Annotated in this window: 20 protein-coding genes; 9 read left to right on the top strand and 11 right to left on the bottom strand. The window is 63.8% G+C overall.

Annotated features, from left to right (window positions below; genetic code table 11):
* Window positions 1–274: 274 nt before the first annotated feature.
* The 4 genes from A7A77_RS13225 to A7A77_RS13210 form a co-directional block, all read right to left on the bottom strand.
* Entirely contained in the window at window positions 275–1,234 is a 960-nt protein-coding gene (locus tag A7A77_RS13225) for an IS1595 family transposase (protein WP_066559052.1), read from the bottom strand.
* A 166-nt stretch (window positions 1,235–1,400) separates the two neighbouring features.
* Complete coding sequence (locus A7A77_RS13220) at window positions 1,401–1,835, bottom strand: hypothetical protein (RefSeq protein ID WP_156500568.1); 435 nt, start codon at window positions 1,833–1,835, stop codon at window positions 1,401–1,403.
* Between the two features lie 141 nt (window positions 1,836–1,976).
* On the bottom strand, window positions 1,977–2,393 hold the full coding sequence (locus A7A77_RS13215; RefSeq protein ID WP_156500567.1) for a PilZ domain-containing protein: 417 nt from the start codon (window positions 2,391–2,393) through the stop codon (window positions 1,977–1,979).
* 151 nt (window positions 2,394–2,544) lie between these two features.
* The gene (locus tag A7A77_RS13210; protein WP_066559043.1) at window positions 2,545–2,955 is read right to left on the bottom strand and encodes a hypothetical protein; all 411 of its coding nucleotides are present in this window, start codon (window positions 2,953–2,955) and stop codon (window positions 2,545–2,547) included.
* A gap of 231 nt (window positions 2,956–3,186) precedes the next feature.
* Between A7A77_RS13210 and A7A77_RS13205 the strand changes: the two genes are divergently transcribed.
* Window positions 3,187–4,710: a tetratricopeptide repeat protein gene (locus A7A77_RS13205; protein WP_156500566.1), complete on the top strand. Its 1,524-nt coding sequence runs from the start codon at window positions 3,187–3,189 to the stop codon at window positions 4,708–4,710.
* A gap of 61 nt (window positions 4,711–4,771) precedes the next feature.
* Here A7A77_RS13205 and A7A77_RS13200 read toward each other — a convergent pair whose 3' ends face one another.
* The 6 genes from A7A77_RS13200 to A7A77_RS13175 form a co-directional block, all read right to left on the bottom strand.
* Window positions 4,772–5,029, bottom strand: a complete 258-nt coding sequence (locus tag A7A77_RS13200) for an ATP synthase F1 subunit epsilon (RefSeq protein ID WP_066559037.1) — start codon at window positions 5,027–5,029, stop codon at window positions 4,772–4,774.
* Between the two features lie 2 nt (window positions 5,030–5,031).
* The gene (gene atpD, locus A7A77_RS13195) at window positions 5,032–6,504 is read right to left on the bottom strand and encodes a F0F1 ATP synthase subunit beta (protein WP_066559035.1); all 1,473 of its coding nucleotides are present in this window, start codon (window positions 6,502–6,504) and stop codon (window positions 5,032–5,034) included.
* Window positions 6,505–6,524: 20 nt separating this feature from the next.
* Entirely contained in the window at window positions 6,525–7,400 is an 876-nt protein-coding gene (locus A7A77_RS13190) for a F0F1 ATP synthase subunit gamma (protein ID WP_066559033.1), read from the bottom strand.
* 31 nt (window positions 7,401–7,431) lie between these two features.
* Window positions 7,432–8,961: a F0F1 ATP synthase subunit alpha gene (atpA, locus tag A7A77_RS13185; RefSeq protein ID WP_066559031.1), complete on the bottom strand. Its 1,530-nt coding sequence runs from the start codon at window positions 8,959–8,961 to the stop codon at window positions 7,432–7,434.
* A gap of 27 nt (window positions 8,962–8,988) precedes the next feature.
* Window positions 8,989–9,543: a F0F1 ATP synthase subunit delta gene (locus tag A7A77_RS13180; protein ID WP_066559094.1), complete on the bottom strand. Its 555-nt coding sequence runs from the start codon at window positions 9,541–9,543 to the stop codon at window positions 8,989–8,991.
* Window positions 9,544–9,774: 231 nt separating this feature from the next.
* Complete coding sequence (locus tag A7A77_RS13175) at window positions 9,775–11,397, bottom strand: S1 family peptidase (protein ID WP_082836124.1); 1,623 nt, start codon at window positions 11,395–11,397, stop codon at window positions 9,775–9,777.
* A 106-nt stretch (window positions 11,398–11,503) separates the two neighbouring features.
* Here A7A77_RS13175 and A7A77_RS13170 point away from each other — a divergent pair, with 106 nt between their 5' ends.
* Window positions 11,504–12,562 (top strand): bifunctional transcriptional activator/DNA repair enzyme AdaA, encoded by a 1,059-nt coding sequence (locus A7A77_RS13170; RefSeq protein ID WP_425388574.1) that lies wholly within the window; start codon window positions 11,504–11,506, stop codon window positions 12,560–12,562.
* Here A7A77_RS13170 and A7A77_RS13165 read toward each other — a convergent pair.
* Window positions 12,547–14,712, bottom strand: coding sequence for a primosomal protein N' (locus A7A77_RS13165; RefSeq protein WP_066559087.1), 2,166 nt, complete (start codon window positions 14,710–14,712; stop codon window positions 12,547–12,549). The two genes, A7A77_RS13170 and A7A77_RS13165, sit on opposite strands and share 16 nt — an antisense overlap.
* A gap of 73 nt (window positions 14,713–14,785) precedes the next feature.
* Here A7A77_RS13165 and A7A77_RS13160 point away from each other — a divergent pair, with 73 nt between their 5' ends.
* From A7A77_RS13160 to A7A77_RS13130, 7 genes are all read left to right on the top strand, one after another.
* The gene (locus A7A77_RS13160) at window positions 14,786–15,484 is read left to right on the top strand and encodes a DUF4197 domain-containing protein (protein ID WP_066559029.1); all 699 of its coding nucleotides are present in this window, start codon (window positions 14,786–14,788) and stop codon (window positions 15,482–15,484) included.
* 128 nt (window positions 15,485–15,612) lie between these two features.
* Window positions 15,613–16,266: a fructose-6-phosphate aldolase gene (gene fsa, locus A7A77_RS13155; protein WP_066559026.1), complete on the top strand. Its 654-nt coding sequence runs from the start codon at window positions 15,613–15,615 to the stop codon at window positions 16,264–16,266.
* A gap of 23 nt (window positions 16,267–16,289) precedes the next feature.
* Complete coding sequence (gene cobT / locus A7A77_RS13150) at window positions 16,290–18,116, top strand: cobaltochelatase subunit CobT (protein WP_066559023.1); 1,827 nt, start codon at window positions 16,290–16,292, stop codon at window positions 18,114–18,116.
* Window positions 18,113–18,775 (top strand): nitroreductase, encoded by a 663-nt coding sequence (locus A7A77_RS13145; RefSeq protein ID WP_066559018.1) that lies wholly within the window; start codon window positions 18,113–18,115, stop codon window positions 18,773–18,775. Before cobT ends, A7A77_RS13145 begins: the two co-directional genes overlap by 4 nt.
* Window positions 18,776–18,943: 168 nt before the next feature.
* The gene (locus tag A7A77_RS13140) at window positions 18,944–22,060 is read left to right on the top strand and encodes a CHAT domain-containing protein (RefSeq protein WP_082836123.1); all 3,117 of its coding nucleotides are present in this window, start codon (window positions 18,944–18,946) and stop codon (window positions 22,058–22,060) included.
* A gap of 57 nt (window positions 22,061–22,117) precedes the next feature.
* On the top strand, window positions 22,118–24,196 hold the full coding sequence (locus A7A77_RS13135; protein WP_245638484.1) for an adenylate/guanylate cyclase domain-containing protein: 2,079 nt from the start codon (window positions 22,118–22,120) through the stop codon (window positions 24,194–24,196).
* Window positions 24,183–24,995: a hypothetical protein gene (locus A7A77_RS13130; protein ID WP_156500565.1), complete on the top strand. Its 813-nt coding sequence runs from the start codon at window positions 24,183–24,185 to the stop codon at window positions 24,993–24,995. Before A7A77_RS13135 ends, A7A77_RS13130 begins: the two co-directional genes overlap by 14 nt.
* Window positions 24,996–25,033: the final 38 nt, after the last annotated feature.

The raw sequence follows: 25,033 nt of genomic DNA, 5'->3' as shown, positions 1-25,033 counted from the left end.
AGGAGCCTCCGGAAAACCCGGGACGCTTCACTGCACGAGCGGCGTGAATTTGCGAGTTCCAATCGATGAATGCGGTGACCGTAGTTATGCGCGAGAACTGACTCATAGTGTCAGGCTTAGCGTGGATAATTCTATATGGCTATTCATGGTGCAGAGTTGCCGATCAGGTATCGAGACTGGGTGGCAAGCTCGACCAAATGCTCAACGCTGGGACAGTCCAATTTGAAAAAGATTGGCTCCCGCTGGCCCTTTAAGTGGATGAGATATAGGGTCATCATGCTGCTTCGTTCCGGCGCTGCCAATAGCCCTTCCACTGCCGGGAAACGGGATGGCTTCCCGCAAGTGCAAGCACCCGCGAGTACCGGGTTGCGCTGTCGACCCTGCGGTTGTCCTCGCGCCAGCAGGCGTCATTTGCGTAGTAAAGCGTGTAGGGGCCAGCGATCTTGTGGTGTGTACCAAGTTCAACGCGCCGAAGCCGGGAAAAGAATGACTCAGCATGGTTCGTCGAAATCCAACCATCAGCATATTGCTTCGAGTGGTTGACCCTGAATGCTTGGAAGCGCGCTCCGATCTTTGATGAGCCACTAAATGAATCAGAAAAGATGAACGAGCCATCCTCCACTACGTCCGGCAGGATGTCGGGCATCTTGCTCTCGTGGGAGACCATGAATGCTCGCGATCGCCCGGAGCGCTCGCGGGCAACCATAACCACCTTCGCTTTTTCTTTGTTGCGATTGAGGCGGCGGCGGTTGCGACGCGATGGGTTGTCGGTGCCCGGTTTCACATAACCGCCACAGTGAAGGGCATCGATTTCCACCTCTCCGCTCAGGCGAAAAGACGATTGATGTGCCGTAACTACCTCCCGCAATTTATGCAGGATGACAAAGGCGCTTTTGTAAGAAATTTCGAGAAGCTCACTGATCCGAATCGCGGAGATACCCTTCGGCTCGATCACAAAGTGAGCGACCAACAGCAGGAGATCACGGTACGGCAATTTTCGATCCTGAAAGATCGTACCCGATGTAGCCGAAAATGCAGCGCCGCAGGATTTATTCGCGCATTTCCAACGGCGGCGCGTCGACACGTGATAGAGGTGAGTGCCCCCACACTTGGGACAAAAGGGTTCTCCATTATTCTCCGCAAAGCGAAGTGCGACGAACTCAGCATACGCCTCTTCGTCGGTAAGGGTATGGATGCGCTTAAAGCTAAGCGTCCTTGCCTTCGAAGAGAGCAAAAAGTGCTGCGAAATAACCTCCTTTGCTTAATCGCAGCAAAGGAAGAATGCAGATTTATATAGAATGTAAACAGGTTTGTTTCGTCACATAAGTATTGGCAGTTTTCTGCGGGACTCCGAGTGAGAAAATCGCATTTTGTCACATTAGTTTTGATAGTTTTGGGGGTTATAACTGAATTACCCTCCATTCCTTCGCAAACGATCCTCGTGATTCGACGAGTTCGCCTTCATATTTCTTGAAGTAATTTCCGACCGAGTTTGCCAAGCGGTGCAAGGTGTCGTCATCGTCAGGATCATGCTCTATCCGCCTAAGCATGAGCTCAGCGACCTCGCGAGGACGAAGCCAGTCCTGAGCCTCACGCAGGATGGAAAGCGCGAATTGCCCTTGATCTCCCGGCTTAAAGGGCGACTTCCAAGTTCTGGCCCTCGACGGCTTGATCTGGCGTCCGTCCCAGTTGGGATGGATGTGCAGCAGCAACATTTCTGATGCTTCTACAAGGCGCTTCAGGTCCCGGATATTTTGACGAAGCGGGATCATCCGGCGCAATGCTGCTCGGAGCTCGTCGTACTCTCGCTCCGAAGCATGAAGCTCGCCCAGCAAGTGGGACAGCTCCCTTTCCAGTCCATGCCTAAGATTCGTTCTTCCCATGGCGCTTAGGTAGGCTTTTCAACCGGTAAGCGCTTGGTGCATTTGCGCCATAATACCGCACTTTCCCCGCCAGACAATCCCGACCGGAGCGCCTTACCTGATCTTGGTAAGCGGACGATCGTTGCCGCGCAGCTTGGGCAAGGGGCGGCCGAAGCGGTCTGTCGGCAGCAGCATCGTGTTTTTGCCGGGATCGTAGCCGAGGAAGCGGACGACAGCCTCGTGCAGCGGCTGGTCGAACCGCACCCCCGCGTTGCATTCGTTCTGCCAGATAACCATGCCGGAAATGCGGATATCGCCGTCGGTCTTCAGGTGCACTCGCTCGCCCTGCGAAATGCGGTTCATCGGAATCTCCAGCATGCAGCCGGTGACCGAAACGTTATAAAGCACCCCGTGGAAAGTCTTTCCATCTGCCCGGCAATCGACCTGCCTGTCGGAATCCAGGCGATCGTTCAGCCGCCGCGTCATGGCCTGGCGGGAGAATGATTGCTCGGATGTGTAATCGAATGACATGGGCTGGCGACCTTTCTTGATCGGCACAGCATAGCCGCAACAGGGTTAAGATCAGGTGTTCAATGCCATAGGTATTTTTGCGCAATCACGGCAAAGGGCGCGCATCCCGGTATCGGAACGCGCGCCCGCTGGGACTGCCTGTCAGGGCCGGTTACTTGCCGATTGCGCCGCCGACGCCCGCACCAAGATTGCCGGAGGCAGCGCCTGCGCCATTGCCGATGGAGCCGGTTGCGCCTGTGCCAACCGATCCACCCACTGATCCGCCAATCGACCCGGCACGGTCGAGCGCGCCATCCGCTGTCGAACGAGCCGTGTCGGTGACGACCTCACCGGTTTGCTTGGCGCTGTCTGCGACGGCGGCGCCATTCTCCTTTGCGGTTTCGGCCAGTTCACCTGCGCTGACCGATGCATCGGCCCCTACGTCGGTGGAGGCTTCCTTGCCGGTCTCGCTCGCATTTGCATTGGCCTTCACGGTCGTATCGGTCTCCACGTCCTGAGCCTGTGCCGCGACGGGAAGGGCCAGAGCGGCGACCATTGCCGTGATCGTGATCTGTTTGAGCATCTGATGTCCTCTATTTCATTTCGGTTCGCACCACGGGGCGGGGGAGGGGGAGGGGGGACCGCCCCGTGGCACGCAAGGGCACATCCGGCTTCTGGCGGTGAATTGCAGATTAACCATTCCGGAAATGCGGGGCAGGCCGAGCCTGCGGTTGCGGCGAAGCGACCATGGGCTGGACAGCGCTGATGCACGGGCACAGGATAGGGCATATCGAGATCGGGGGGGATTGTGACCATGGGCATTTCTAGAACATTGCTGATCGGTATTGCACTGGCGGCTGCGGCACCCGTCGTGCAGGCGCAGGAGGCGGGGGATGGCGAGATACTCGCCCTTGGCGTGGTCGATTTTCCGAACTCGGGTGCAGCGGAAGCGCAGGCCCCGTTCCAGCGAGGACTGGCGCTGCTGCACAGTTTCGAGTTCGACCATGCCGAAAAGGCGTTCCAGGAAGCACAGAAGATCGATCCCGACTTCGCCATGGCCTATTGGGGAGAGGCACTGACCAAGAGCTATTCGCTGTGGGACTGGGAAGATCCGGCGGCGGCGAATGCGATACTTGCCAAGCTCGCTGCTACGCCAGAGGGGCGTGCGGCCAAGGCGGGGACGGAGCGTGAGCGGGCCTATCTCGCAGCGCTGGACGTGCAGTTCGGCGAAGGGACGGAGCAGGAGCGAGACGACGCCTATATCCTCGTGATGGCCGACATCCAGCGCCGCTGGCCGGACGATGTCGATGCTGCCGCGTTCCATGCGCTGGCCATCCTTGCCGCCGAGCATGAAGGGCGGGATGTGGCCGCGTACATGCGATCGGCAGCCATTCTGGAGGAAGTTTTCCCCGCGCATCCGGATCACCCCGGCGTCCTGCACTACATGATCCATTCCTACGACGATCCCGATCACGCGCCGCTGGGGCTTCGCGCGGCGCGGCGTTACGGCAAGGTTGCCCCCGGTGCGGCCCATGCGCTGCACATGAACTCCCACATTTTCGTGGCGCTCGGCATGTGGCCCGAAACGGTGGACGCCAACCATGCCTCGGTTCTGGCCAGCGACCGCGAGGCTGCGGCAGAGGGCAAGACCAAGACATGGTGCGGCCATGCCCACTCGTGGCTGGTCTACGGATACCTGCAATCGGGCGAGGACGCGAAAGCGCGCGAATATATCGACGGTTGCTGGATGCGCGCGATGGAGCAGATCGCCGCTCAGCCGGGTGACGGCAAGCTGGAAGGCCGGCTGGCACTGGGTAGTGCGTTCTATGTCCAGATGATGGATGCGGCAGACACCGGCACGTGGAAAGTCCCCGAAGACCTGCCGTGGCGGCGGCTGAAGGCCGATTATCGCCTTCACGATGCCTATGGCCGGTTGCTGGCGGCCTATCACGCGGATGATGCGACAGCGGCGGCAACGTCGGCGTCGGATGTGAAGGCGTTCGGCGCCGAAGTGCTGGGTGCGATGGACGAGGCGAAGCGGGCCGGTGAAGGGCGCGAGGTCGAGGTCGTCTTGGCGCAGGCCAAGGGCATTTCCGCGCTTGCCACCGGGAATTCGGATGCGGCGCTGGAGGCGCTGCGCGAGGCGGTGGCGATCGAACTGGCCATGCCGGTCCACTATGGCCCGCCCGTGATTGCCAAGCCTTCTCTGGAGATATTGGGCGAAGTCCTGACGGGGCTTGGCTGCAAGGACGAAGCGGCGGAAGTTTTTGCGCAGGCCGCAAGACGTACACCCGGGCGAAAGGCCGTGCTTGCGGGGCTCGCGGCAAGCGGAACCTGAACGCCATAATGAAAAAGGGCGCCCCCGCAGGGACGCCCTTTTGCTTCAGGTCAGGATAGCCTTATTCGCTGACGTGTTCGGCAAGAACCGTCAGGCCGGCATCGCCGACTTCGGCGAAACCACCCTGGACCATGATTTCTTCCGGAGCGCTGCCGGCGGTCTTGTAGACCTGCACCGCACCGTCACGAATGGTGGACATGAAGGGCGCGTGCCCCTCCAGCACGCCGAACTCGCCTTCCGAACCGGGGACGACCACCATGTGAACGTCTTCGGAGCGGACCAGCTTGGCCGGCGTAACGAGTTCGAAGTGCAGAGCCATGATCAGGCGTCCTCGGCCATCTTCTTGGCCTTGGCGACCGCTTCGTCGATACCGCCGACCATGTAGAACGCGGCTTCCGGCAGGTGATCGTATTCACCGTCGACGACAGCCTTGAACGACTTCACCGTGTCTTCGAGCTGGACGAACTTGCCCGAGATGCCGGTGAAGACTTCGGCGACGTGGAACGGCTGCGACAGGAACTTCTGGATCTTGCGCGCGCGGGCGACGGTGAGCTTATCTTCTTCCGAAAGCTCGTCCATGCCGAGAATCGCGATGATGTCCTGGAGCGACTTGTACTTCTGCAGCGTTTCCTGAACGCGGCGAGCCGTGTCGTAGTGCTCCTGGCCGACGACGCGCGGTTCGAGAACGCGGCTGGTCGAGTCCAGCGGGTCAACCGCCGGGTAGATGCCGAGTTCGGAGATCGCACGGTTCAGCGTGGTCGTCGCGTCAAGGTGAGCGAACGAGGTAGCAGGGGCCGGGTCGGTAAGGTCGTCGGCGGGAACGTAGATGGCCTGGACCGAGGTGATCGAGCCCTTGGTGGTCGAGGTGATGCGTTCCTGCAGCTGGCCCATGTCGGTCGACAGGGTCGGCTGATAGCCCACGGCCGAAGGAATACGGCCGAGAAGTGCGGACACTTCCGCACCTGCCTGCGTGAAGCGGAAGATGTTGTCGACGAAGAACAGGACGTCCTGGCCTTCCTGGTCGCGGAAGTATTCGGCCATCGTCAGACCCGACAGGGCGACGCGGGCACGTGCGCCCGGGGGCTCGTTCATCTGGCCGAAGACGAGAGCGACCTTCGAACCGTCCGAAGTGGCGTTGCCGTCGGCGTCCTTGGCGATAACGCCTGCGTCGAGGAACTCGTGGTAGAGGTCGTTACCTTCGCGGGTACGTTCACCAACGCCGGCGAACACGGACACGCCGCCGTGGCCCTTCGCGATGTTGTTGATGAGTTCCTGGATAAGAACCGTCTTGCCGACGCCGGCGCCGCCGAACAGACCGATCTTGCCGCCCTTGGCGTAAGGGGCGAGAAGGTCGATGACCTTGATGCCGGTGACGAGGATCGCTGCCTCGGTCGACTGGTCGATGAATTCCGGTGCTTCGGCATGGATCGGTGCGGTCATTTCCGCGCCGACGGGGCCACGCTCGTCGATCGGCTCGCCGACGACATTCATGATGCGGCCGAGCGTCTTGGGACCGACCGGAACCGAGATCTGCGCGCCGGTGTTGCTGACCGGCTGACCGCGTGTAAGGCCGTCGGTGCCGTCCATCGCGATGGTGCGGACGGTGTTTTCGCCAAGGTGCTGTGCAACCTCGAGGACGAGCTTGTTGTCGCCGTTGCGAGTTTCCAGCGCGGTGAGGATCGCGGGCAGTTCGCCTTCGAACGTCACGTCGACGACGGCGCCGATGATCTGGCTGATCTTGCCCTGGGCGGGAATGTTGCTGGTGCTGTCTAGCACGGGAGCTGCGGTGGCCATGGTTGTTTCCTTGCCTTCAATCAGAGCGCTTCGGCGCCCGCGATGATTTCAACGAGTTCGGTGGTGATCGCGGCCTGACGGCTGCGGTTGTACTGGATGGTCAGCTTCTGGATCAGGTCGCCCGCGTTGCGCGTCGCGTTGTCCATCGCGGTCATCGAGGCGCCCTGTTCGGATGCCGCGATTTCCAGCAGTGCGCCGAAGATTTGCGTCTTGACGTAGCGCGGAAGCAGTTCCTCGAGGATTTCCTCCTCGCCCGGTTCGTATTCCACGACCGCGCCGGCATCGTCCGACGCAGCCGCTTCGGGAGCGGGGACGGGAACGATCTGCTGAACCGTCGGGTCCTGCGCCAGTGCCGACTTGAAAATCGGGTAGACGAGGTGGGCAACGTCGAACTTGCCGTCCTCGAACATGCCGATCACTTCGCTGGCGATCTGCTCGGCTTCCTCGAAACCGGGTTCGCGCACTTGCGAGGTATCGTAGTTCGCGCCGATCAGTTCGGGGAAGTTGCGCTTCAGCGGCGCACGACCCTTGCGGCCGACGAGGTAGAGCTCGACGTCCTTGCCCGCTGCGACCAGTTCGCGTGCCTTGGCACTTGCCGCGCGCACGATGTTCGAGTTGAGACCGCCGCACAGGCCCTTGTCGGTGTTGACGACAACGAGCAGGTGACGCTTCTCAGAGCCGGTGCCGGCCAGCAGCCTGGGCGCGTTTTCGCCGCCCACCTTGCTGGCAAGGCTGGCCATGACCGCGGTCAAACGCTCGGCATAGGGGCGGGCGGCTTCGGCCCGCGCCTGTGCCTTGCGCAGCTTGGCCGCAGCGACCATCTGCTTGGCCTTCGTGATCTTCTGGGTCGACTTGACCGAGGTGATCCGACCCTTGAGTTCCTTCAAAGAGGCCATGACGGCTCCCTAGTTAAGTGTCTCTTGGGGCTCAGGCGAACTGCTTGGCGAACTTGTCGAGTGCGGCGACGGTCTTGTCTTTCGTCTCGCCCTCGAACTTCTGCGTCGAGCGGATTTCGCCGAGAACGGCGGCGTGCTCGGAACGCATGTAGCTCAGCATTTCGGCTTCGTAGCGGGTGACTGCGTCGACGGCGATGCCATCGAGGTAGCCGTTGGTGCCGGCGAAGATCGAAACGACCTGTTCCTCGAACGGCAGCGGCGAGAACTGCGGCTGCTTGAGGAGTTCGGTCAGGCGCGCACCGCGGTTAAGCAGCTTCTGCGTTGCGGCATCGAGGTCCGAACCGAACTGCGCGAAGGCGGCCATTTCGCGGTACTGGGCCAGCTCCAGCTTGATCGAGCCGGCGACCTTCTTCATCGCCTTCGTCTGGGCCGAGCCGCCGACGCGCGAAACCGAGAGGCCGACGTTAATCGCCGGACGCACGCCCTGATAGAACAGGCCGGTTTCAAGGAAGATCTGGCCGTCGGTGATCGAGATCACGTTGGTCGGAATGTAGGCCGACACGTCGCCTGCCTGCGTTTCGATGATCGGGAGAGCGGTGAGCGAGCCAGCGCCGTTCTCTTCGTTCAGCTTTGCCGCACGCTCGAGCAGACGGCTGTGCAGGTAGAAAACGTCGCCCGGGTAAGCTTCGCGGCCCGGCGGGCGGCGGAGGAGGAGCGACATCTGGCGGTAGGCGACGGCCTGCTTGGAAAGGTCGTCATAAACGATGACGGCGTGCATGCCGTTGTCGCGGAAGAATTCGCCCATCGCAGCACCGGTGTAGGGCGCGAGGTACTGCAGCGGAGCAGGCTCCGAAGCGGTTGCGGCGACGACGATCGAGTATTCCATCGCGCCGTTTTCTTCGAGCTGACGCACGATCTGCGCAACGGTCGAACGCTTCTGGCCGACGGCGACGTAGATGCAGTAAAGCTTCTTGCCTTCGTCATCGCCCTGGTTGGCTTCCTTCTGGTTGATGAAGGTGTCGATGGCGACGGCGGTCTTGCCGGTCTGGCGGTCACCGATGATCAGCTCGCGCTGGCCGCGGCCGATCGGAACCAGTGCGTCGATAGCCTTGAGGCCTGTCTGCACGGGTTCGTGAACCGACTTGCGCGGGATGATGCCCGGAGCCTTCGTTTCCACGCGGGCGCGGGTGACGTCGGTCAGCGGTCCCTTGCCGTCGATCGGGTTGCCCAGCGCGTCGACGACGCGGCCCAGCAGGCCCTTGCCGACGGGAACGTCGACGATGGTGCCGGTGCGCTTGACCTGATCGCCTTCCTTGATGGTGGCGTCGGAGCCGAAAATCACGGCGCCCACGTTGTCGGCTTCGAGGTTCAGGGCCATGCCCTGAATGCCACCGGTGAATTCGACCATCTCGCCGGCCTGGACTTTGTCTAGACCGTGGATGCGGGCGATGCCGTCACCGACCGACAGCACGCTGCCGACTTCGCTGACCTGTGCCTCGGTGCCGAAATTGGCGATCTGGTCCTTGATGACCTTCGAGATTTCTGCGGCGCGGATATCCATCGTGTACAGCCTTTTTTGGTTTGGGCCTTAGCCCTTCATCGCCTGGGCGAGGGAATTGAGACGGGTGCGGATCGAACCGTCGATCTGCTGCGAACCGATCTTCACGACCAGTCCGCCCAGGATCGAGGGGTCGACGCTCGTGCGGACCTTGACGTCGCGGCCTTCGCGGGCCGTGAGCTTCGCGGTCAGCGCGGCAAGCTGGGTGTCGGTCAGCGCGTGGGCGCTGGTGACTTGTGCGGTCACTTCGCCGCGCTGGGCAGCGGCGATGGCGTGAAACGCACGGATCATGTCGGGAAGGGCGGCAAGGCGGCGGTTTTCAGCCAGCGTGCCGAGGAACTTGGCGGTGAGGTCGGCAAGGCCGAGGTGGGCGCCAACCGCAGCGACGGCGGAACCGGCCGCCTTGCGCGATACTTCCGGGTCTTTCAGCAGGGCGGCAAGATCGGCCGATGCCGCAATCGCGTCGCTCAGGCGTTCAAGGTCGCCCTCTACCGCCGTTACCTGATTCTGCTCGACCGCAAGATCGAACAACGCCGAGGCGTAGCGTCCTGCGAGACTGGCCGTAATGCCGCCGGAAAGTTCCACGCGCGTCATTTCCCTTTTCATTTACCGGAAACGACCCACCGCAAGGCTTGCCCATCCCGTCGCATGGGTAATGCGACCTTCGGGCGTGGCGGCAGGGGTATCCTTCTTCGCGGCGCGCCTAGCAACGAAACCGGCAAATGACAACCAAGCCCTTGGCCTAATATCACGCTATTGCAAAAACGCGCCATGCACCGCGGCAAATCACGGTTTTGGCAGGGCTTCGCGGCAGGATCAGTCGCCTTTTGCCCCTGTTTTGGCCGCTGTCGGGGCCGGTTCGCACGTGAAGACGAGCCGTTCGTTGGGTGATTTTGGCAGCAGAGCGCGAATCGCTTCCTGGTTTTCGCCAAGCTGCGTCGCGGCTTCCGCCCCTGCGTCGCATGCCGGAGCCTGATACTGCGCCCGCGCCTTGCGCACCGCCTCCATCACCGGAAGGTCGAGAAGATAGCGGTCGATCGAATAGACTCGGCCTTGCGGATCGTAGCGGTTGACCGACACCGTCTGTTCACTGTCAGACACCACGATGCGCGACCAGTTGCCGCTGGACATGCCGTACTGGTTGCGTTCGTTCACGCATCCGTCGGGCGACCACTGCAACGATACGTCCTGCGAGGAGGAAACGGTGACGCGGCTGCGTTCCGGCTTGAAGCGGCAGACGAAGCGTCCCTTGTCGACCAGCGAATCGGCGGGGGCGCCGTCCGGTACTTCGGCCATCGCGGCGCGTTCGGCGGCGGCGGACCGTTCCTCGATCTCGTCCACGGTGGGGCGGGAGAACCACGCCGCGAGAATCCCGACAAAGCACAACAGGGCGAAGATCGCGCAGGCCAGCCCCTGCTCCCTCTCGTCCTTGTCATAGAAATGCATGCCGCCAACCGCGCCCAGCACCATCAGCACCAGCATCAGCCCGGCCAGCCCGACAAGCGTTTCCCGTTCGTCGAGAGCGTTGAGTTCGGCGCGGCGGGATGCGCGTTCCGCCTTCAGCCGGCGTTCGGCGGCTGCTGCTTCGGCGCGGGCCTGATTCGCCGCCGCTTCGCGCAACTGGCGCGCCCGTTCGTCGGCATCGAAATCCGACAGGCTTTGGCAGGGCAGCGAATTGCTGTGTGCCGCAACCCCCGCCTTGCGCAGGAAAGGGCCCAGTTCGCGCATGGATACCGCGAAGTAGAATTCGGAGTCGGAGCCATTGTCGCTGATCGTGCCGAAGCTGTTCACGCCGACCACGCGCCCACAGGCATCGAGCAGCGGGCCGCCCGAATTGCCGGTGCCGATGGGGGCAGTGTGCAGGATCGTGTCGAACTGGCTGGACGTGCGCCCGCCGGAAACCTGCCCGCGCGACTTTACCGGGGCCTGCGGCGAGACGAGACCGTTGAGGCCGAGGCCCAGCGCTTCGTCCACGTTGGCGGGGTAGCCGACGGCAAAGACGTCCGATCCGTCCTCTACCCGTCCGTTATAGAGTGTGGAAACCGGCAGACTGGCCTTTTCGGTCAGCTCGATCAGGGCAAGGTCTACATCGCTCGACACACGCTTGATCCGGGCGAAATAGCCGGTCCTGCCCTGTGCCGGTACGACGCCGAGGCGCAGCCGGTCATCCTCCAGCAAGGGAGCGAGTACGTGCGCGTTGGTGACGATCAGCGTCGGCGTGACGGCAAAGCCGGTGCCGTGGCCGATCACGTCATAACCCGAATTGTCGCGCAGGACGATGACGACGCGCACGACAGAGCGTGCGGCGGCATTGATATCGGCGCTGTCGGCGCGGGCAGGGACGGGCGCGAGAATCAGGGACGTGCAGGCAAGCACGATCGCGCACAACGCGATGCGGATGGTGGCAAAGGGAATGCGGAACAGTCGCGGCAGGGCCATGGGCGGTGCTGTTAGCCGATACGAGGGCCGGAAGGCAGGGGCGAATTTGGTTTTGCCCGCATGTTTCGGGATGCGCGTTGCATTGCTGCCGCGTTATGAAAGGCCAATGGATACGACCGAAGCCTTGAAGATGCCGCCGGAGCGGGAAGCGCTGGATGCTTTTGCTCGCCGCGACCGATCTTATGACGGGCGCTTCGTGGTCTGCGTCACGACGACGATGATATATTGCCGCCCCAGCTGTTCCGCGCGCCGGCCGAGGCCGGAGAACTTCTTTCTCGCCAGCGGAAATGACGAAGCCGAATCGCGTGGCTTCCGCCCGTGCCTGCGCTGCAAGCCGGACGAGGCGGCGCGCGATGCCGTTGCCGTGGAGCGGGCGATTGCACTGTTGAAGGGGGCGGGGGAGCGGATGTCGCTTGCCGAGCTGTCGGAGAAGGTCGGGTATTCGCCCGATCATTTTTCGCGCGTGTTCCGGCATGCCACCGGCCTGACGCCAGCCGCATATGGCCGCGCCTTGCGGTTGGAACGGGCGCGTGACGGTTTAAGTGATGGCGATGTTACCGGCGCGATCATGGAGGCAGGCTATGGCTCGGCCTCCCGATTCTACGAACAGGCGAAGGGAAGGCTGGGCATGACGCCATCGGCATGGGCGAACGGCGGTGCTGGCGTGACGATCCATTGGGCCACTGCGCAGACGAGCCTCGGCACGATCCTTGTCGCGGCGACGGATAAAGGCGTGTGCCGCCTGTCGTTCGGTGAAGGAGAAGGCGACTTGCAAGACCGTTTCCCCGCTGCCCAACTGGCGGAGGGCGGGGCGGAGTTCGAAAAGCTCGTCAGCCAAGTCGTTGCCGCGGTCGAACAACCGGCCACCACGCCGGACATCCCGCTGGACGTGCAGGGCACTGCGTTTCAGGAACGGATCTGGGCCGAGCTGCGCAAGATACCTGCTGGCGAGACGCGCACTTATGCCGAACTCGCCGCCGCTGCCGGCAAGCCGAAGGCGGTGCGCGCGGCGGGAAGCGCCAATGGTGCCAACAATGTCGCCGTGCTTATCCCGTGCCACCGTGTGGTGCGATCCGACGGAACTGTCGGCGGCTATGCCTATGGCAGCGAGATAAAGGCGCAGCTTCTCGCGCGCGAGAAAGAGAAGGCTCAGACGAAGCTGTAGGGATCGATGTCGATGCCGATCCGCACCCCGGGGGCGAATTCAAGCGCCGATATCCAGTCGCGGATGGCCTGTTGCAGGGCAGCGGAGCGGCGGGCGTTGATAAGCAGGCGATAGCGGTACCGGCCACGCAGCAGGGAAAGCGGCGCGGGCGCGGGGCCGAACACGGCAAGGTCGTCAAGGCGCGGCGCTGCGTTGCCGATGATACGGGCCGCCTCCCGCGCTTCGGCCTCGTCCTCGCTCGACACGATGATCGCAGCCCAGCGTCCGAACGGCGGCGCGCCAGCGTGGCGGCGGGCATCGGTTTCCGCTTCGTAGAAGGCATCGCGGTCGCCGGCGGCAAGGGCCGCGATGACAGGTGCGTCGGGATGGCGCGTCTGGATAAGCACTTCACCGGGTTTGCTGGCGCGTCCTGCGCGGCCCGCGACTTGCGCGATCTGCTGGTACGACCGTTCGGCGGCGCGCAAGTCCCCGCCTTCCAGCCCCAGGTCCGCATCGACCACGCCGACCAGAGTGAGTTCGGGGAAATGATAACCCTTGGTGACGAGCTGCGTGCCGACGATGACGTCGATCTCGCCGTTTTCCGCCGCTTCGACAAAGGCGGCGATCTTTTCGGGGTTCGACAGCGTGTCGCTGGTGACGACGGCGGTTTTCGCATCGGGAAAGATCTGCGCCACCTCGTCCGCGATGCGTTCCACGCCGGGCCCACAGGCGGTGAGGCAGTCGCCTTCGCCGCATTCGGGGCATTCGCTGGGCGAGGGAACCTGGTGCCCGCAATGATGGCAGGCCAGCCGCTTCGAAAGGCGATGTTCGACCAGCCATGCCGAACAGTTCGGGCACTGGAAACGGAACCCGCAATTGCGGCACAGCGTCAGCGGGGCATAACCGCGCCGGTTGAGGAACAGCAGCGACTGTTCGCCGCGCTCCAGCCGCTCCTCGATCCCCGCAACCAGCGGCGGGGCCAGCCAGCGCCCGCGCGGCGGAACCTGTTCGCGAAGGTCGACGACCGCGATGTCCGGCAGCGACGCTTCGCCAAAGCGGCTGGGCAGGTCGACCTTTTCGTAAATGCCCGCCTCTGCCATCTGCAGGCTTTCCAGCGCTGGCGTCGCCGATGCCAGCACGACCGGTATCTTCTCGAACCGCGCGCGCATCACGGCGACATCGCGCGCGTTATAACGTACGCCATCGTCCTGCTTGAAGCTGACCTCGTGTGCTTCGTCGACGATGATGAGGCCGAGGTTCGCGAACGGCAGGAACAGGGCTGACCGTGCCCCCACCACCACTTGTGCGCCGCCTTCGGCCACTTGCCGCCATGCGCGGCGGCGTTCGGACTGCTTCTGGCTGGAATGCCAGACGACCGGCGGCACGCCGAAGCGGCTTTCGAAGCGTTTGAGGAAGTTCTCGGTCAGCGCGATTTCGGGAAGCAGGACGAGCACTTGCCGCCCGTCACGGATCGCGCGGGCCACTGCCTCGAAATAGGTTTCGGTCTTGCCCGAACCGGTCACCCCGTCGAGCAGGAACGGGGCGAACTTGCGTGCTTTCACTGCTTCGACGAAGCGGTCCGCGACGCCCGCTTGCAGGTCAGACAGGGCAGGTGCGGCGTGATCGGCATCGGCGCGCGGGTAGGCGCGGTCGATTTCCACCACCACCGCATCCAGCACCCCCGCATTCACCAGCCCGCGCAACACCGCTTCGGAAACGCCGGCAAGATCGGCCAGTTCGCGGATCGTGCCCTGTTCGTCGGCCAGCGCGGAGATTGCCGCATCGCGTTGCGGCGTAAGGCGGGGTGGCATCACTCCGCTCAGCCGGTATTCGGTGATCGTACCCCCGCCGCGCAAGGCCGCGCTGGAAGACAGCGCCATGCGCGCGACGCTCGCCGGTGCGGCGCAGTAATAGTCGGCAGTCCATTCGATCAGGCGGCGCAACGGGGCCTGCAACGGGGGAACGGGTAGCACGTCGACAATCGGGCGCAGGCGCGCGTCCGGAACCTCCGCCCCCGGCAATCGTTCGCTTTCCCAAGCAATCCCGAGCACTTGCCGGGGGCCGAGCGGCGCGACGACCACGCTGCCCGGTTCCACGGTCAGGTGATCGGGCACGCGGTAATCCAGCGGGCCTAATGCTGCGTTAAGGACAAGGAGTCGTACACGGTTCATCTGCGCCCCCTCTATATGGGCGCTGCCGTGGCTTGCGACACCCCGGCGCATCCCGCAAGCAGGAGTTGTCGTCATGAATCTGTCCCCCAACGCTTCGAACCGCCCCATCGCCAGCCGCCGGGCCTTTCTCGGCGGGCTGGGTATTTCCGCCGCCGCACTGGCCCTGCCGGGTTGCGCTTCCTATGGCGGTTTCAGCTTTACCGAAGCGATCCGCCGACTGCTGATGCTTTCGTCGGAACGCGCCTTTGACCGTTTGCTCGCCACCGACGGGTTCTACGACAGCCAGGTCGCGCGGTTGCAGCTGGACAAGTTCCTTGGTGCGCGGGGCGGCATACTGTCGTCCATCCTCACTTCCGGACTCATCAAGGACCGGCTTTATCACGGACTTGCCGATGTCGCGGCAGAGGGGGCGATCAATGCCGCGCCCGTGATTGCCGATACGATTCGCATCGTCGGGATCGAGAATGCCGTCGCCCTCGTCACCGGCCAGCCCACCGCGGCGACCAGCTTCCTGCGCGCCAACATGGGCCAGCGACTGGTTGAAGTCATGGTGCCGGAAGTCGGCGACGCGCTGAAAGTGGTGAGCGATCCGATCGTCGGCCCCGCGCTTTCGGCGCTGACCGGCACGAACCTCTCGAACGTTGTCTATGGCCTGACCGATGCGGCGGAAGAAACGATCTGGACCGAGATGGGCCGCGAGGAAGCGTGGATTCGCGAAAATCCGCGCGCGACCAACGATCCTGTCCTGATCGGCGTGTTCGGGGTCGCCTGAACCGGCATCACTTTAACCGGAACGCCCGAAATGCTGCCCCGCCCGTGCCGCGGGGTGGCGCCCGGCGCGTCTTGAACATATAGCCCCGGCAGAATCACCGAACTTTCGACCCTGCCCGGAGCGACCCCATGAAATTCTTCGCCGACACTGCCGAGATCGCCGACATTAAGGAACTGGCCGCAACCGGCCTGCTGGACGGTGTGACCACCAATCCCTCGCTTATCGCCAAGTCCGGCCGCGACTTCATGGAAGTGACGAAGGAAATCTGCTCGATCGTCGATGGACCTGTCAGCGCCGAAGTCGTCGCTCTCGATCACGAGACGATGATGAAGGAAGCCGAAATCCTGCGGAAGATCGCGGACAACGTCTGCATCAAGGTTCCGCTGACGATCGACGGGCTCAAGACCTGCAAGGCGCTGACCTCCGACGGTACGATGGTCAACGTCACGCTCTGCTTCTCCGCCAACCAGGCGCTGCTCGCCGCTAAGGCTGGCGCGACGTTCGTTTCGCCCTTCGTCGGTCGCCACGACGATAACGGCGTGGACGGCATGGAACTGATCCGCGACATCCGCACGATCTACGACAACTACGCGTTCGAGACCGAAATCCTCGTCGCATCTGTCCGCCACGTCACGCATGTGCTGCAAAGCGCGCTGATCGGCGCCGATGTGATGACCGCGCCGCCGTCGGTCATCAAGGCGCTGTTCAAGCATGTCCTGACCGACAAAGGTATCGAAGGCTTCCTTGCCGATTGGGCGAAGACGGGGCAGAGCATCCTCTGAGCAACCGGGAATATTGAAGTAGCTTGGCAGACCAGTCCCCTCTCGACAGGTTCCGCACCGCGCTGACCGTGACGGCCCGCGCGGTTGCGCGCGATCACGAACTCGATGTCAGCTGGACATCGGAAGCGCCCAGCCAGGCGGGCAATACCGTGCGCGTGCCGATGCCGGGCCGCAAGCTGGAGGCGGGGCCGGTCGCCGCCGCGCGCGGCGTGGCCGACAGCTATGCGCTTCGCACCCGCCACCACGACACGGGCCTGCACCGCAAGTCGCGCCCGATGGAGCCGGTTGCGGGGCAGGTCTACGACACGCTGGAACAGGTGCGGTACGAGGCACTGGGCGCAAATGCGATGCAGGGTACGCGCGCCAATCTTGCCGCCGCGCTGGACCGGAGGATTGCAAGCGACCCGATCCTGAAGGCCGAAAGCGCGGAGGATGTGCCGCTTGCCACCGCGCTCGCGCTCATGGCGCGAGAGGCTCTGACCGGTGAGGCAGTGCCGGAGAGCGCGGCAAGGGGCGTCGACTTGCGCCGCGCCGCGATCGAGAGTGCGATCGGTGACGATTTCGCACGGCTGGCCGAAGTGCTCGATGACCAGAGCGCCTTTTCCGAACGGATGATCGGGCTGTTGCAGCATCTCGAACTCGTCACAGTAGAGCCGGAGGATGCCAACGAGCCTGACGAAGGCGGCGACGATTCCGAGGGCGAGGAGGAGACCGAGGAGGATTCCGGGGAGGACCGGTCCAGCGAATCCGACGCGCGCACGCAGGCCCCGCCCAGCGACGACACCGAAGGGGAGGGCGAGGACCAGAACGGCGAAGGCGAGGGCGAGGAGGAAGACACCGACTTCGAACCCGGAGAGGGCGAGCCGGACGGCATGATGCCGGTGCGGCCGAACCGGCCCTGGACGGAAATTCCCGACGACTTCGATTATCGCGCCTTTACCACCGATTTCGACGAGATTGTCGGCGCGCAGGAACTGTGCGACGAGGAAGAACTGACCCGCCTGCGCACGTACCTCGATGCGCAGCTGAAGGGGTTGCAGGGCGTTGTCACGAAGCTGGCCAACCGGTTGCAGCGCCGGTTAATGGCGCAGCAGAACCGGTCGTGGGACTTCGATCAGGAAGAAGGGCTACTGGATGCCGCGCGTCTGGCGCGCGTCGTCATCTCGCCCGGCCACTCGCTGTCTTACAAAGTCGAGCGGGACCAGGAATTCAAGGACACGATCGTCACGCTGCTGATCGACAATTCGGGATCGATGCGCGGGCGCCCGATCTCGATCGCCGCGATCAGCGCCGATGTCATGGCGCGCACGCTGGAACGTTGCGGCGTGAAGACCGAGATTCTCGGCTTCACGACACGCGCGTGGAAGGGCGGGCAGGGCCGCGAACAGTGGCTGGCCAAGGGCAAGCCGCAGAACCCCGGGCGGCTGAACGACCTGCGCCACATTGTCTACAAGCAGGCGGACGAGCCGTGGCGGCGGGCGCGCCGCAATCTGGGCCTGATGATGCGCGAAGGGCTGCTGAAGGAAAACATCGACGGAGAGGCGCTGATGTGGGCGCATTCGCGCCTGCTTGCCCGGCCGGAGGATCGCCGCATCCTGATGGTCATTTCCGACGGTGCACCGGTCGACGATTCGACGCTGTCGGTGAACAACGCCGGTTATCTTGAACAGCACTTGCGCAAGGTGATCGACTGGATCGAGAAGAAGTCACCGGTCCAGCTCGTCGCCATCGGCATCGGGCATGACGTGACCCGTTACTACAAGCGCGCGGTCACTATCATGGATGCCGAACAGCTTGGCGGCACGATGATCGAACAGCTTGCCGGCCTTTTCGAAGGGGAAGAGCGGTGAATGTATCGGATGCGGTCGCAACGCGGCGTTCTATCCGCGCATTTGCCGACCGGCCGGTCGATCTGGGCATCGTGCGCGGCGTTCTCGATCGCGCCCGATTTGCGCCTTCGGGCTGTAATTTCCAGCCATGGCGCGGGACGGTCCTGTCCGGCGCGCCGCTGCGCGAATTGCAGGAGAAGATGAAGGTCGCCCAGTGGCAGGACCCGCCCGAATATAGCTGGTCCGAGCCCGAACAGTCGCCGGAACACAAGCGCCGGCTGCACGAACTGGGCGCGCTCATGTATGGGGCCATGGATGTTTCGCGCTCTGACAAGGAGGCGCGCCGCGTTTTCGTTGAGCGGAACGTCGTGTCTTATGGCGCGCCGGTTGTCCTGATGGTTCATTTCGAACGGTTCAACGGCCCGCCGCAGTGGTCCGACGTCGGCATGTGGTTGCAGACGATCATGCTGCTACTTCGCGAGGAGGGGCTGGATTCTTGTCCGCAGGAATGGATGGCGCTCTATGCCCGGCTCATCAAGGACTTCATCGGCGTGCCGGATGACGAGCAGATCCTGTTCTGCGGAATTGCCATCGGATATCGTGACGAGAACGATCCGGTAAACAATTTTCCGTTGCCGCGCGTGACGCTGGAAGATCAGGTCCGCTTCATCGGCGATTGAACTTTTCGCGGCCCAATTAACAGATTTCTGTCACTTTTCGGGACAATAACGGGCCGACCCTGTGCTAGGTGTCACAGAGTCGAAGGGGCGGTCGGCCTATGGGAGGGCCGGCGCGGAAGGCGGTGTTAACTACCGTATCCGCGCAAGACCGTGGGAAATGGGGAAGACATGATGGTAGGCGATGGACCGCTTCGCAGGCTCCAGGGGATTCGCAAGCGGATTTGCGGGGCTGCCGGCGGTGCGGCACTGATCGGTTCGATCGCGGCGCTGGCGCAACCGGCGATTGCGCGCGAGGTCGAGCCGCTGCTGGCCGACAGCTTCGCACTGGGTGGCAGCGCGGAAGCGCTGTGCCAGGTGCAGAACCGAAGTGAGGATGCGCTCCTTGCCAATCCGTTCGACCGTGCATGGGCGATCGTCTGCCGTGACACGGCCTTGCCCGTGGGACGGATCTACGCGCTGCGCGGTGACGATGCCGATGCGCGTCTGGCAGGTGCACGGCGCGATTTCACCTGTCCGGTCGGGACGCCGGAAAACTCCTCGGACATGATCGAGGGTGCCTTGCAGAAGCAGTGCGTGGGCGCGCGCACCGGCCTTCCATACACCGTCGTTTCGCTGAACAGTGGCAAGTCGCGCTGGGTTGCCGAGGGTTTCTCGGCCTACGACAGCGCGCTTGATCTTGCGCTGCGTTCGTTGCTCGCCAACGCGATCCAGCCGGGCGAAGTGACGGTTGCGACTGCGTCGGTTGCCGATAGCGAAGCCTTTGCCCGCATCCAGGCGCAGACGCTCGACCCGCGCGCCGCGCTGGCAGAGGGCTACCGCCGCAACAACGCGGGCGACTATGCCGATGCCGCCGCGTTTTTCGAACAGCTCGGCATGCGAGACACGGAAGATCGCGGCGCGACGCAGGCGGAATACCTTGCCAACACGGCGCTCCAGCGTTCGAACCTTGGCCAGTTTACAGAGGCTGACATCCTGTTCGCGCAGGCTGCGGCCTTGCCCGCGCGCGATCCGATCACCGAACGCAAGTTGCGCAATTTCCGCGCCATTCACGAACTGAACCGCGGCAATTATGCCGATGCGATCGAGCAGCTGGCCGTTCCCCTTCGCGTATCCATCGCGCCGGGCGGAGAGGCGCTGCGCCGCGACCTGACCGTGACTGCGCCGCTGGCCGAACGGATCAACGCGAACGATCCGATCCTCGATGCGCTCGGCCTTGTCGATGACCAGCGGTTGAGCGCGGAAGAACATGCCGCGATCCTCGATGCGCAGGCAGACCACTTGCGCGGATCGTCGCTTTATTACCTCGGCCGGACGGACGAAGCCGAACGAGCGCTGGATCAGGCCCAGTCGCGCGTGCTGGGCGTGCGCGGCGGGCGTGTCGTCTCCATCATCCGGATGCGCGGGCAGATCCTGTCGCAGCTTGCCCGCATGGCAGAGGATCGCGGCGATCTTTCCCGCGCGGAAGGCTTGCTCAAATCGGCGGTCAGCATGGTTTCGGTGCAATACCCCGAAACCCGCAGCCTTGCCGCCGCACAGGCGCAGCTGGCATCGTTCTATGCGCGCCACGGACGCAGCGACGAAGCCGCCGTGCTTTATCGCGAGATCGTCGCCAACTCGCTGGAGCGGACCGATGGCCTCACCGGCCTGTCCGGCCAGATGGCGCCGTGGTTCGACATTCTTGCCGCCCGTATGGACAGCAATCCGCAGGCGTCTGCCGATTTCCTTGCCGCCGCGCAGATCCTGATGCGGCCCGGTGTTGCCGACACTCAGGCCGTGCTGTCGCGCGAACTTTCCGCTGGCAATGACGAGGCTGCACGCCTGTTCCGCCAGTCGGTCAGCCTCAACCGTTCGCTCGAACGGCTGCGTGTCCAGCGTGCGGCGCTGGCCCGGCTCGACGGGGCCGATGCCCAGCCGCAGCAGCTGCGCGGGGTTGAGCGCGAGATTGCGCAGCTTGAGCAGCAGGCTCTCAACACCACAGTCGCGCTCAACAACTATGCGCGTTATCGCGCCGTTGCGCAGCGCCATATCGACGAAAACGGACTGAAGGACGTGCTGGGCGCAGGTGAGGTATATGCAAAGCTTGCGGTGCTGGACGACGATGTCTTCGTCTATGTCGCCGGCACCGGTTTCGCGACCGGTTATCGCGCCGCTATCACCGGACGTTCGATGGCCGCCAAGGTGCAGTCGATCCGCGATTCCATTTCGAAGTTCGAGGACGGGCAATACCTGACCTCGCCGTTCGACGTGGAGGATTCGCGCGCGCTCTATGTCGCCCTGTTCGGGCCGGTCGCCGACAGGCTGGCCGGGGCAAGCCACGTCATCTTCGAACCTGACGGCGCGATGCTGCAATTGCCGCCGAACCTGCTGATCGAGGATGACGGTTCGCTCGCCACCTATCTCACGGCGATGGAAGAGCCCGACGCCGATCCCTTCGATGTCACGATGATCGACTGGATGGGCAAGAACCGCATGGTCTCCACCGCGGTATCCGCACGCGCCTTTGCCGATGCCCGCTCTCTGCCTTCTTCGGAAGCGGCGCGCAGTTATCTGGGCATGGGCAACAACGCGACTGTTGGCGAGACGCCTGCGGGCTTTACCGGCATTCGCGGCTCTACCAGCGTGTCGGCAGCGGATTGCGAATGGCCGCTGGCGGAATGGAACAACCCGATTTCGCAGGCCGAACTGGTGACGGCGACCACGCTGGTTGGCGGCGGTACGGACCTGATGGTCGGGCAGCAGTTCACCGACACGGCGATCATGTCACGCGGCGATCTTGCCGATTTCCGTATCCTGCACTTTGCGACCCACGGCCTCGTCACTCCGCCCGGACCGCGCTGTCCGACGCGTCCTGCCTTGCTGACCAGCTTCGGCGGTGGCGATTCCGACGGGCTGCTCTCTTTCGCAGAGATTTTCGACCTCAAGCTCGATGCCGATCTTGTCATCCTGTCGGCCTGCGACACGGCTGGCGCGGCGGACGTGGCGACGACGCGCGCGGCGGGCCTCGGCTCGGGCGGCGGTACGGCGCTGGACGGGCTGGTGCGCAGCTTCGTGGGTGCAGGCGGCCGTGCGGTGCTGGCCAGCCACTGGCCCGCGCCGGACGATTTCGGGGCGACGACGCGCCTGATGGAAGGCCTGTTCGAAGGACAGGGGCAACCGATCGGGCAGGCATTGCTCGGCGCGCAGCAGGTGCTGATGAACGATCCGCTGACTTCGCACCCCTATTACTGGTCGGGCTTTGCCATCGTGGGTGATGCGGCACGTCCGCTGCTGGGCATGGGCGGTTAAGGCAAGGGGTAGAAGGCTTCGGGAGCGAGACGGGCGATGCCTGACAGCGAAAGGCCGATGAGCGAACAGGAGATCCGGCGAACGCTGGGCCGGACCCTGCGTCAGCTCGGCTCGACGCGCGTCGTCATCGCCGTGCTACTGATGATGATCGGCGTCATCGTCGCTTATGGCAGCTGGCGTCTTCCGCTGCTGCGCGATGCGGAGCGGGCGCTCTACGACGTGCGCGCGGTGACTGCGGCCGAAGCCGTCGATACCGACCAGCGCATCGCGCTCGTCGTCTATACCGACGATACCAATCGCGCGACCGGACAGATCTCGCCCGTGGACAGGACGGTTCTGGCGCAGGCGCTGGCCAATATGGACGCGATGGGCGCCCGGGCGATCGGCATCGACGTGCTGTTCGATTCGCCGCAGGATGATGATCCGCTGCTGAAGCAGGCGCTCTCGCAGATGAAGACGCCGGTCTACCTCGCCTATGCGACGAACCAGACCAATCCCGACGCGATCACGTTCGAACAGCAGCAGGATCTTGATGCGTGGCATGCCGATGTCCGTTCGGACACGGTGAAGTCTACCTCCATCCTGCTGGAAACGGACAGCGACGGGGTGGCCCGCCGTTGGCCGCGACACTATCCCGGCCTGCCCCCTTTGATGAGCATATCGCTTACCGAGCGTGGTGCGGATGCCGCGCCCGGTTTCACGGAATATACCGGGCCGATCCGCTATCGCGTGCCGCTCAGTTCCGACCGCCCGGTGTTCGACAAAGTGCCGATCGACCTGCTGGCGGATGCCGACACCGCCGCTTTCATGGCGGACCTCATCCGTGACCGTTACATCATGATCGGCGGCGATTTCGCCGATTTCGACCAGTTCGACACGCCGTTCACCCGCACCGGCAATCCGGTTACGGGAGAGTTGCAGACCATCGGGGTGGAAATCCACGCGCAGATGCTGGCGCAATTGCTGGACAGGCAGATGCCGCTGGTCGTGCCGCGCTGGCTGTTATGGGCGCTGGCCATCGGATCGGTGCTACTGGGTGCTGCCAGCGCCGCTCCGCAAGGGGCTGGGCCGGCGATCGGGCTGGCGATGATCCTGCAGTTTTCCGTGTTCCTCGCCCTGCCTTTCCTGCTGGAGAGCTGGGGGTACAATTCCTACGAATTGCCCTCGATCGGCTGGATCGGCGGCTGGTTGATGGGGTACCTTGCCGTCGCTTCGGCCCTTCGCGTGATCGGTCAGGCCCAGCGCGAATTTGCCGCCGGTGCGCTTGGCAAATACCTGCCGAAATCGGTGGCGGCAGAGATCCTGCGCAATCCCGAACAGCTGCGGCTGCATGGTGAAAAGCGGGAAATCTTCTGCGTTTTCACCGATCTTGAAGGGTTCACCAAGCTGACCCACGCGGTCAGTGCCGAACAGATCGCCAGCCTGCTGAACCAGTATCTGGACGAGCTTTCGGCCGTCGTGCTGAAATACGGCGGCACGCTGGACAAGTTCGTCGGCGATGCCGTCGTCGCATTCTGGGGCGCGCCGATTGCCAAGCCGGACGACGGGTTCCGCGCCGCGATGGCCGCATGGGCGATGTACGAGGCGGGCGAGAAATTTCGCAAGTCCGTGCCCGAAGGCGTGCCGCCCATCGGACGCACCCGCGTCGGGCTGCACTACGGCACGGCCATCGTCGGCAATTTCGGGGGCGAGGGGCGGATCCAGTACACCGCGCTGGGCGATGCGATGAACACCGCCGCGCGGCTGGAAGCAGCGAACAAGGCGCTGGATACGACCGTGCTGGTCAGCAGCGAAGTCGTTGATCGATTGAAGAATTCTGACATAATCGACTGGTTCGTGCCGATGGGCCGCGTCACGCTGCGCGGTCGGGCCACACCGGTCGACGTGTTCGAGCCGAGACCGGATGCCAGCGCGGAGGATCGGGCTGCGATCCTCGCCATGGTGGAAGGGCATCGCGAAGGCGATGCACAGGCTGTGCGTCGTTTCACAGCCGTTCTGGATGGAATCGGGCAACAGGGGAACATGGATGGCGACAAGCAGCCTTCGGGGCCGTCGTCGCTTGGGGAAAAGTCTCTGCGCAATCTCGTCGAGAGGCTGCGTCAGACAAGTGGAGGAGAAAGCTATGTCCTTGGTTGAGCGGAAGATCGCGAGAGGCCTGATGGGCCTTGCCGCGATGGGCGCAGCGCTCGCCGCAGGCGGCGTGGCGCAGGCGCAATCCGTCGTGCTGCGAGCCACCGGCCCTTCGTCGGCGGGGTATCCCGCAGGCAAGAAACTGCCGGCGAATACGGAAATCGTGCTGAAGTCGGGCGATGTCGTCACCGTGCTGGACAAGGCGGGCACCCGCGTCCTGCGCGGCCCCGGCACGATCACGCTGGACGGCGCGGTAGTCCGCGATCGCACGGGCAGCAAGCGCGTGGCCGATCTGGTTTCGGGCTCCGCCGGTGCGCGGGCGCGGACCGGGGCCGTGCGCGGCGCGGGAAGCGGTGCGGCTTCGGCGACGCACACCGGCCCGACCAGCATCTGGCAGATCGACACGACGAAGGGCGGCACATGGTGCGTCGCCGATGCTTCGATGCTGGTGTTCTGGCGGCCCGACCGTGTCGAGGCGCTGAGCGGCAAGGTATCGGGCCAGAACAGCTCTGCCGAAGTCGCGTTCAAGCGCGGCAGCGCGCTGAAGCTGTGGCCGCAGGAAATGCCCATCGTTGATGGCGCAACCTACACGTTCGAGATGCCGGGCGCATCGCCCGCCACCTTGATCACGCGGGTCCTGCCCGGCGTGCCGCAGGATGACATTCCAGCGGTCTACTCGATGCTGAACGATGCGGGCTGCACGGCTCAGCGCGACCTGCTGGCGCAGGCGGCCTTCGCCGATGCCGAAGAGATGGGCGAGGAAGCCGGAACGACTGACGCAAGCGCCGCGGGCGGCGCGGAATAATTTCGCCGCGCGGCCCCGAGGGATCGGGGGCCGTGCGC

It is taken from the genome of Croceicoccus bisphenolivorans (assembly GCF_001634625.1).
Classification (GTDB): domain Bacteria; phylum Pseudomonadota; class Alphaproteobacteria; order Sphingomonadales; family Sphingomonadaceae; genus Croceicoccus; species Croceicoccus bisphenolivorans.
Note: the sequence above shows the minus strand (reverse complement) of the source record. Positions and strands in the feature narration are given on the sequence as shown.

Coding starts and splice junctions, on each gene's coding strand:
- fsa (WP_066559026.1), top strand. CDS start 15,613: ATGAAATTCTTCGCCGACACTGCCGAGATCGCCGACATTAAGGAACTG.
- A7A77_RS13135 (WP_245638484.1), top strand. CDS start 22,118: ATGAGCGAACAGGAGATCCGGCGAACGCTGGGCCGGACCCTGCGTCAG.
- A7A77_RS13190 (WP_066559033.1), bottom strand. CDS start 7,400: ATGGCCTCTTTGAAGGAACTCAAGGGTCGGATCACCTCGGTCAAGTCG.
- A7A77_RS13140 (WP_082836123.1), top strand. CDS start 18,944: ATGATGGTAGGCGATGGACCGCTTCGCAGGCTCCAGGGGATTCGCAAG.
- A7A77_RS13210 (WP_066559043.1), bottom strand. CDS start 2,955: ATGCTCAAACAGATCACGATCACGGCAATGGTCGCCGCTCTGGCCCTT.
- A7A77_RS13215 (WP_156500567.1), bottom strand. CDS start 2,393: ATGTCATTCGATTACACATCCGAGCAATCATTCTCCCGCCAGGCCATG.
- atpD (WP_066559035.1), bottom strand. CDS start 6,504: ATGGCCACCGCAGCTCCCGTGCTAGACAGCACCAGCAACATTCCCGCC.
- A7A77_RS13130 (WP_156500565.1), top strand. CDS start 24,183: ATGTCCTTGGTTGAGCGGAAGATCGCGAGAGGCCTGATGGGCCTTGCC.
- A7A77_RS13165 (WP_066559087.1), bottom strand. CDS start 14,712: ATGAACCGTGTACGACTCCTTGTCCTTAACGCAGCATTAGGCCCGCTG.
- A7A77_RS13175 (WP_082836124.1), bottom strand. CDS start 11,397: ATGGCCCTGCCGCGACTGTTCCGCATTCCCTTTGCCACCATCCGCATC.
- A7A77_RS13205 (WP_156500566.1), top strand. CDS start 3,187: ATGGGCATTTCTAGAACATTGCTGATCGGTATTGCACTGGCGGCTGCG.
- atpA (WP_066559031.1), bottom strand. CDS start 8,961: ATGGATATCCGCGCCGCAGAAATCTCGAAGGTCATCAAGGACCAGATC.
- A7A77_RS13160 (WP_066559029.1), top strand. CDS start 14,786: ATGAATCTGTCCCCCAACGCTTCGAACCGCCCCATCGCCAGCCGCCGG.
- A7A77_RS13200 (WP_066559037.1), bottom strand. CDS start 5,029: ATGGCTCTGCACTTCGAACTCGTTACGCCGGCCAAGCTGGTCCGCTCC.
- A7A77_RS13170 (WP_425388574.1), top strand. CDS start 11,504: ATGGATACGACCGAAGCCTTGAAGATGCCGCCGGAGCGGGAAGCGCTG.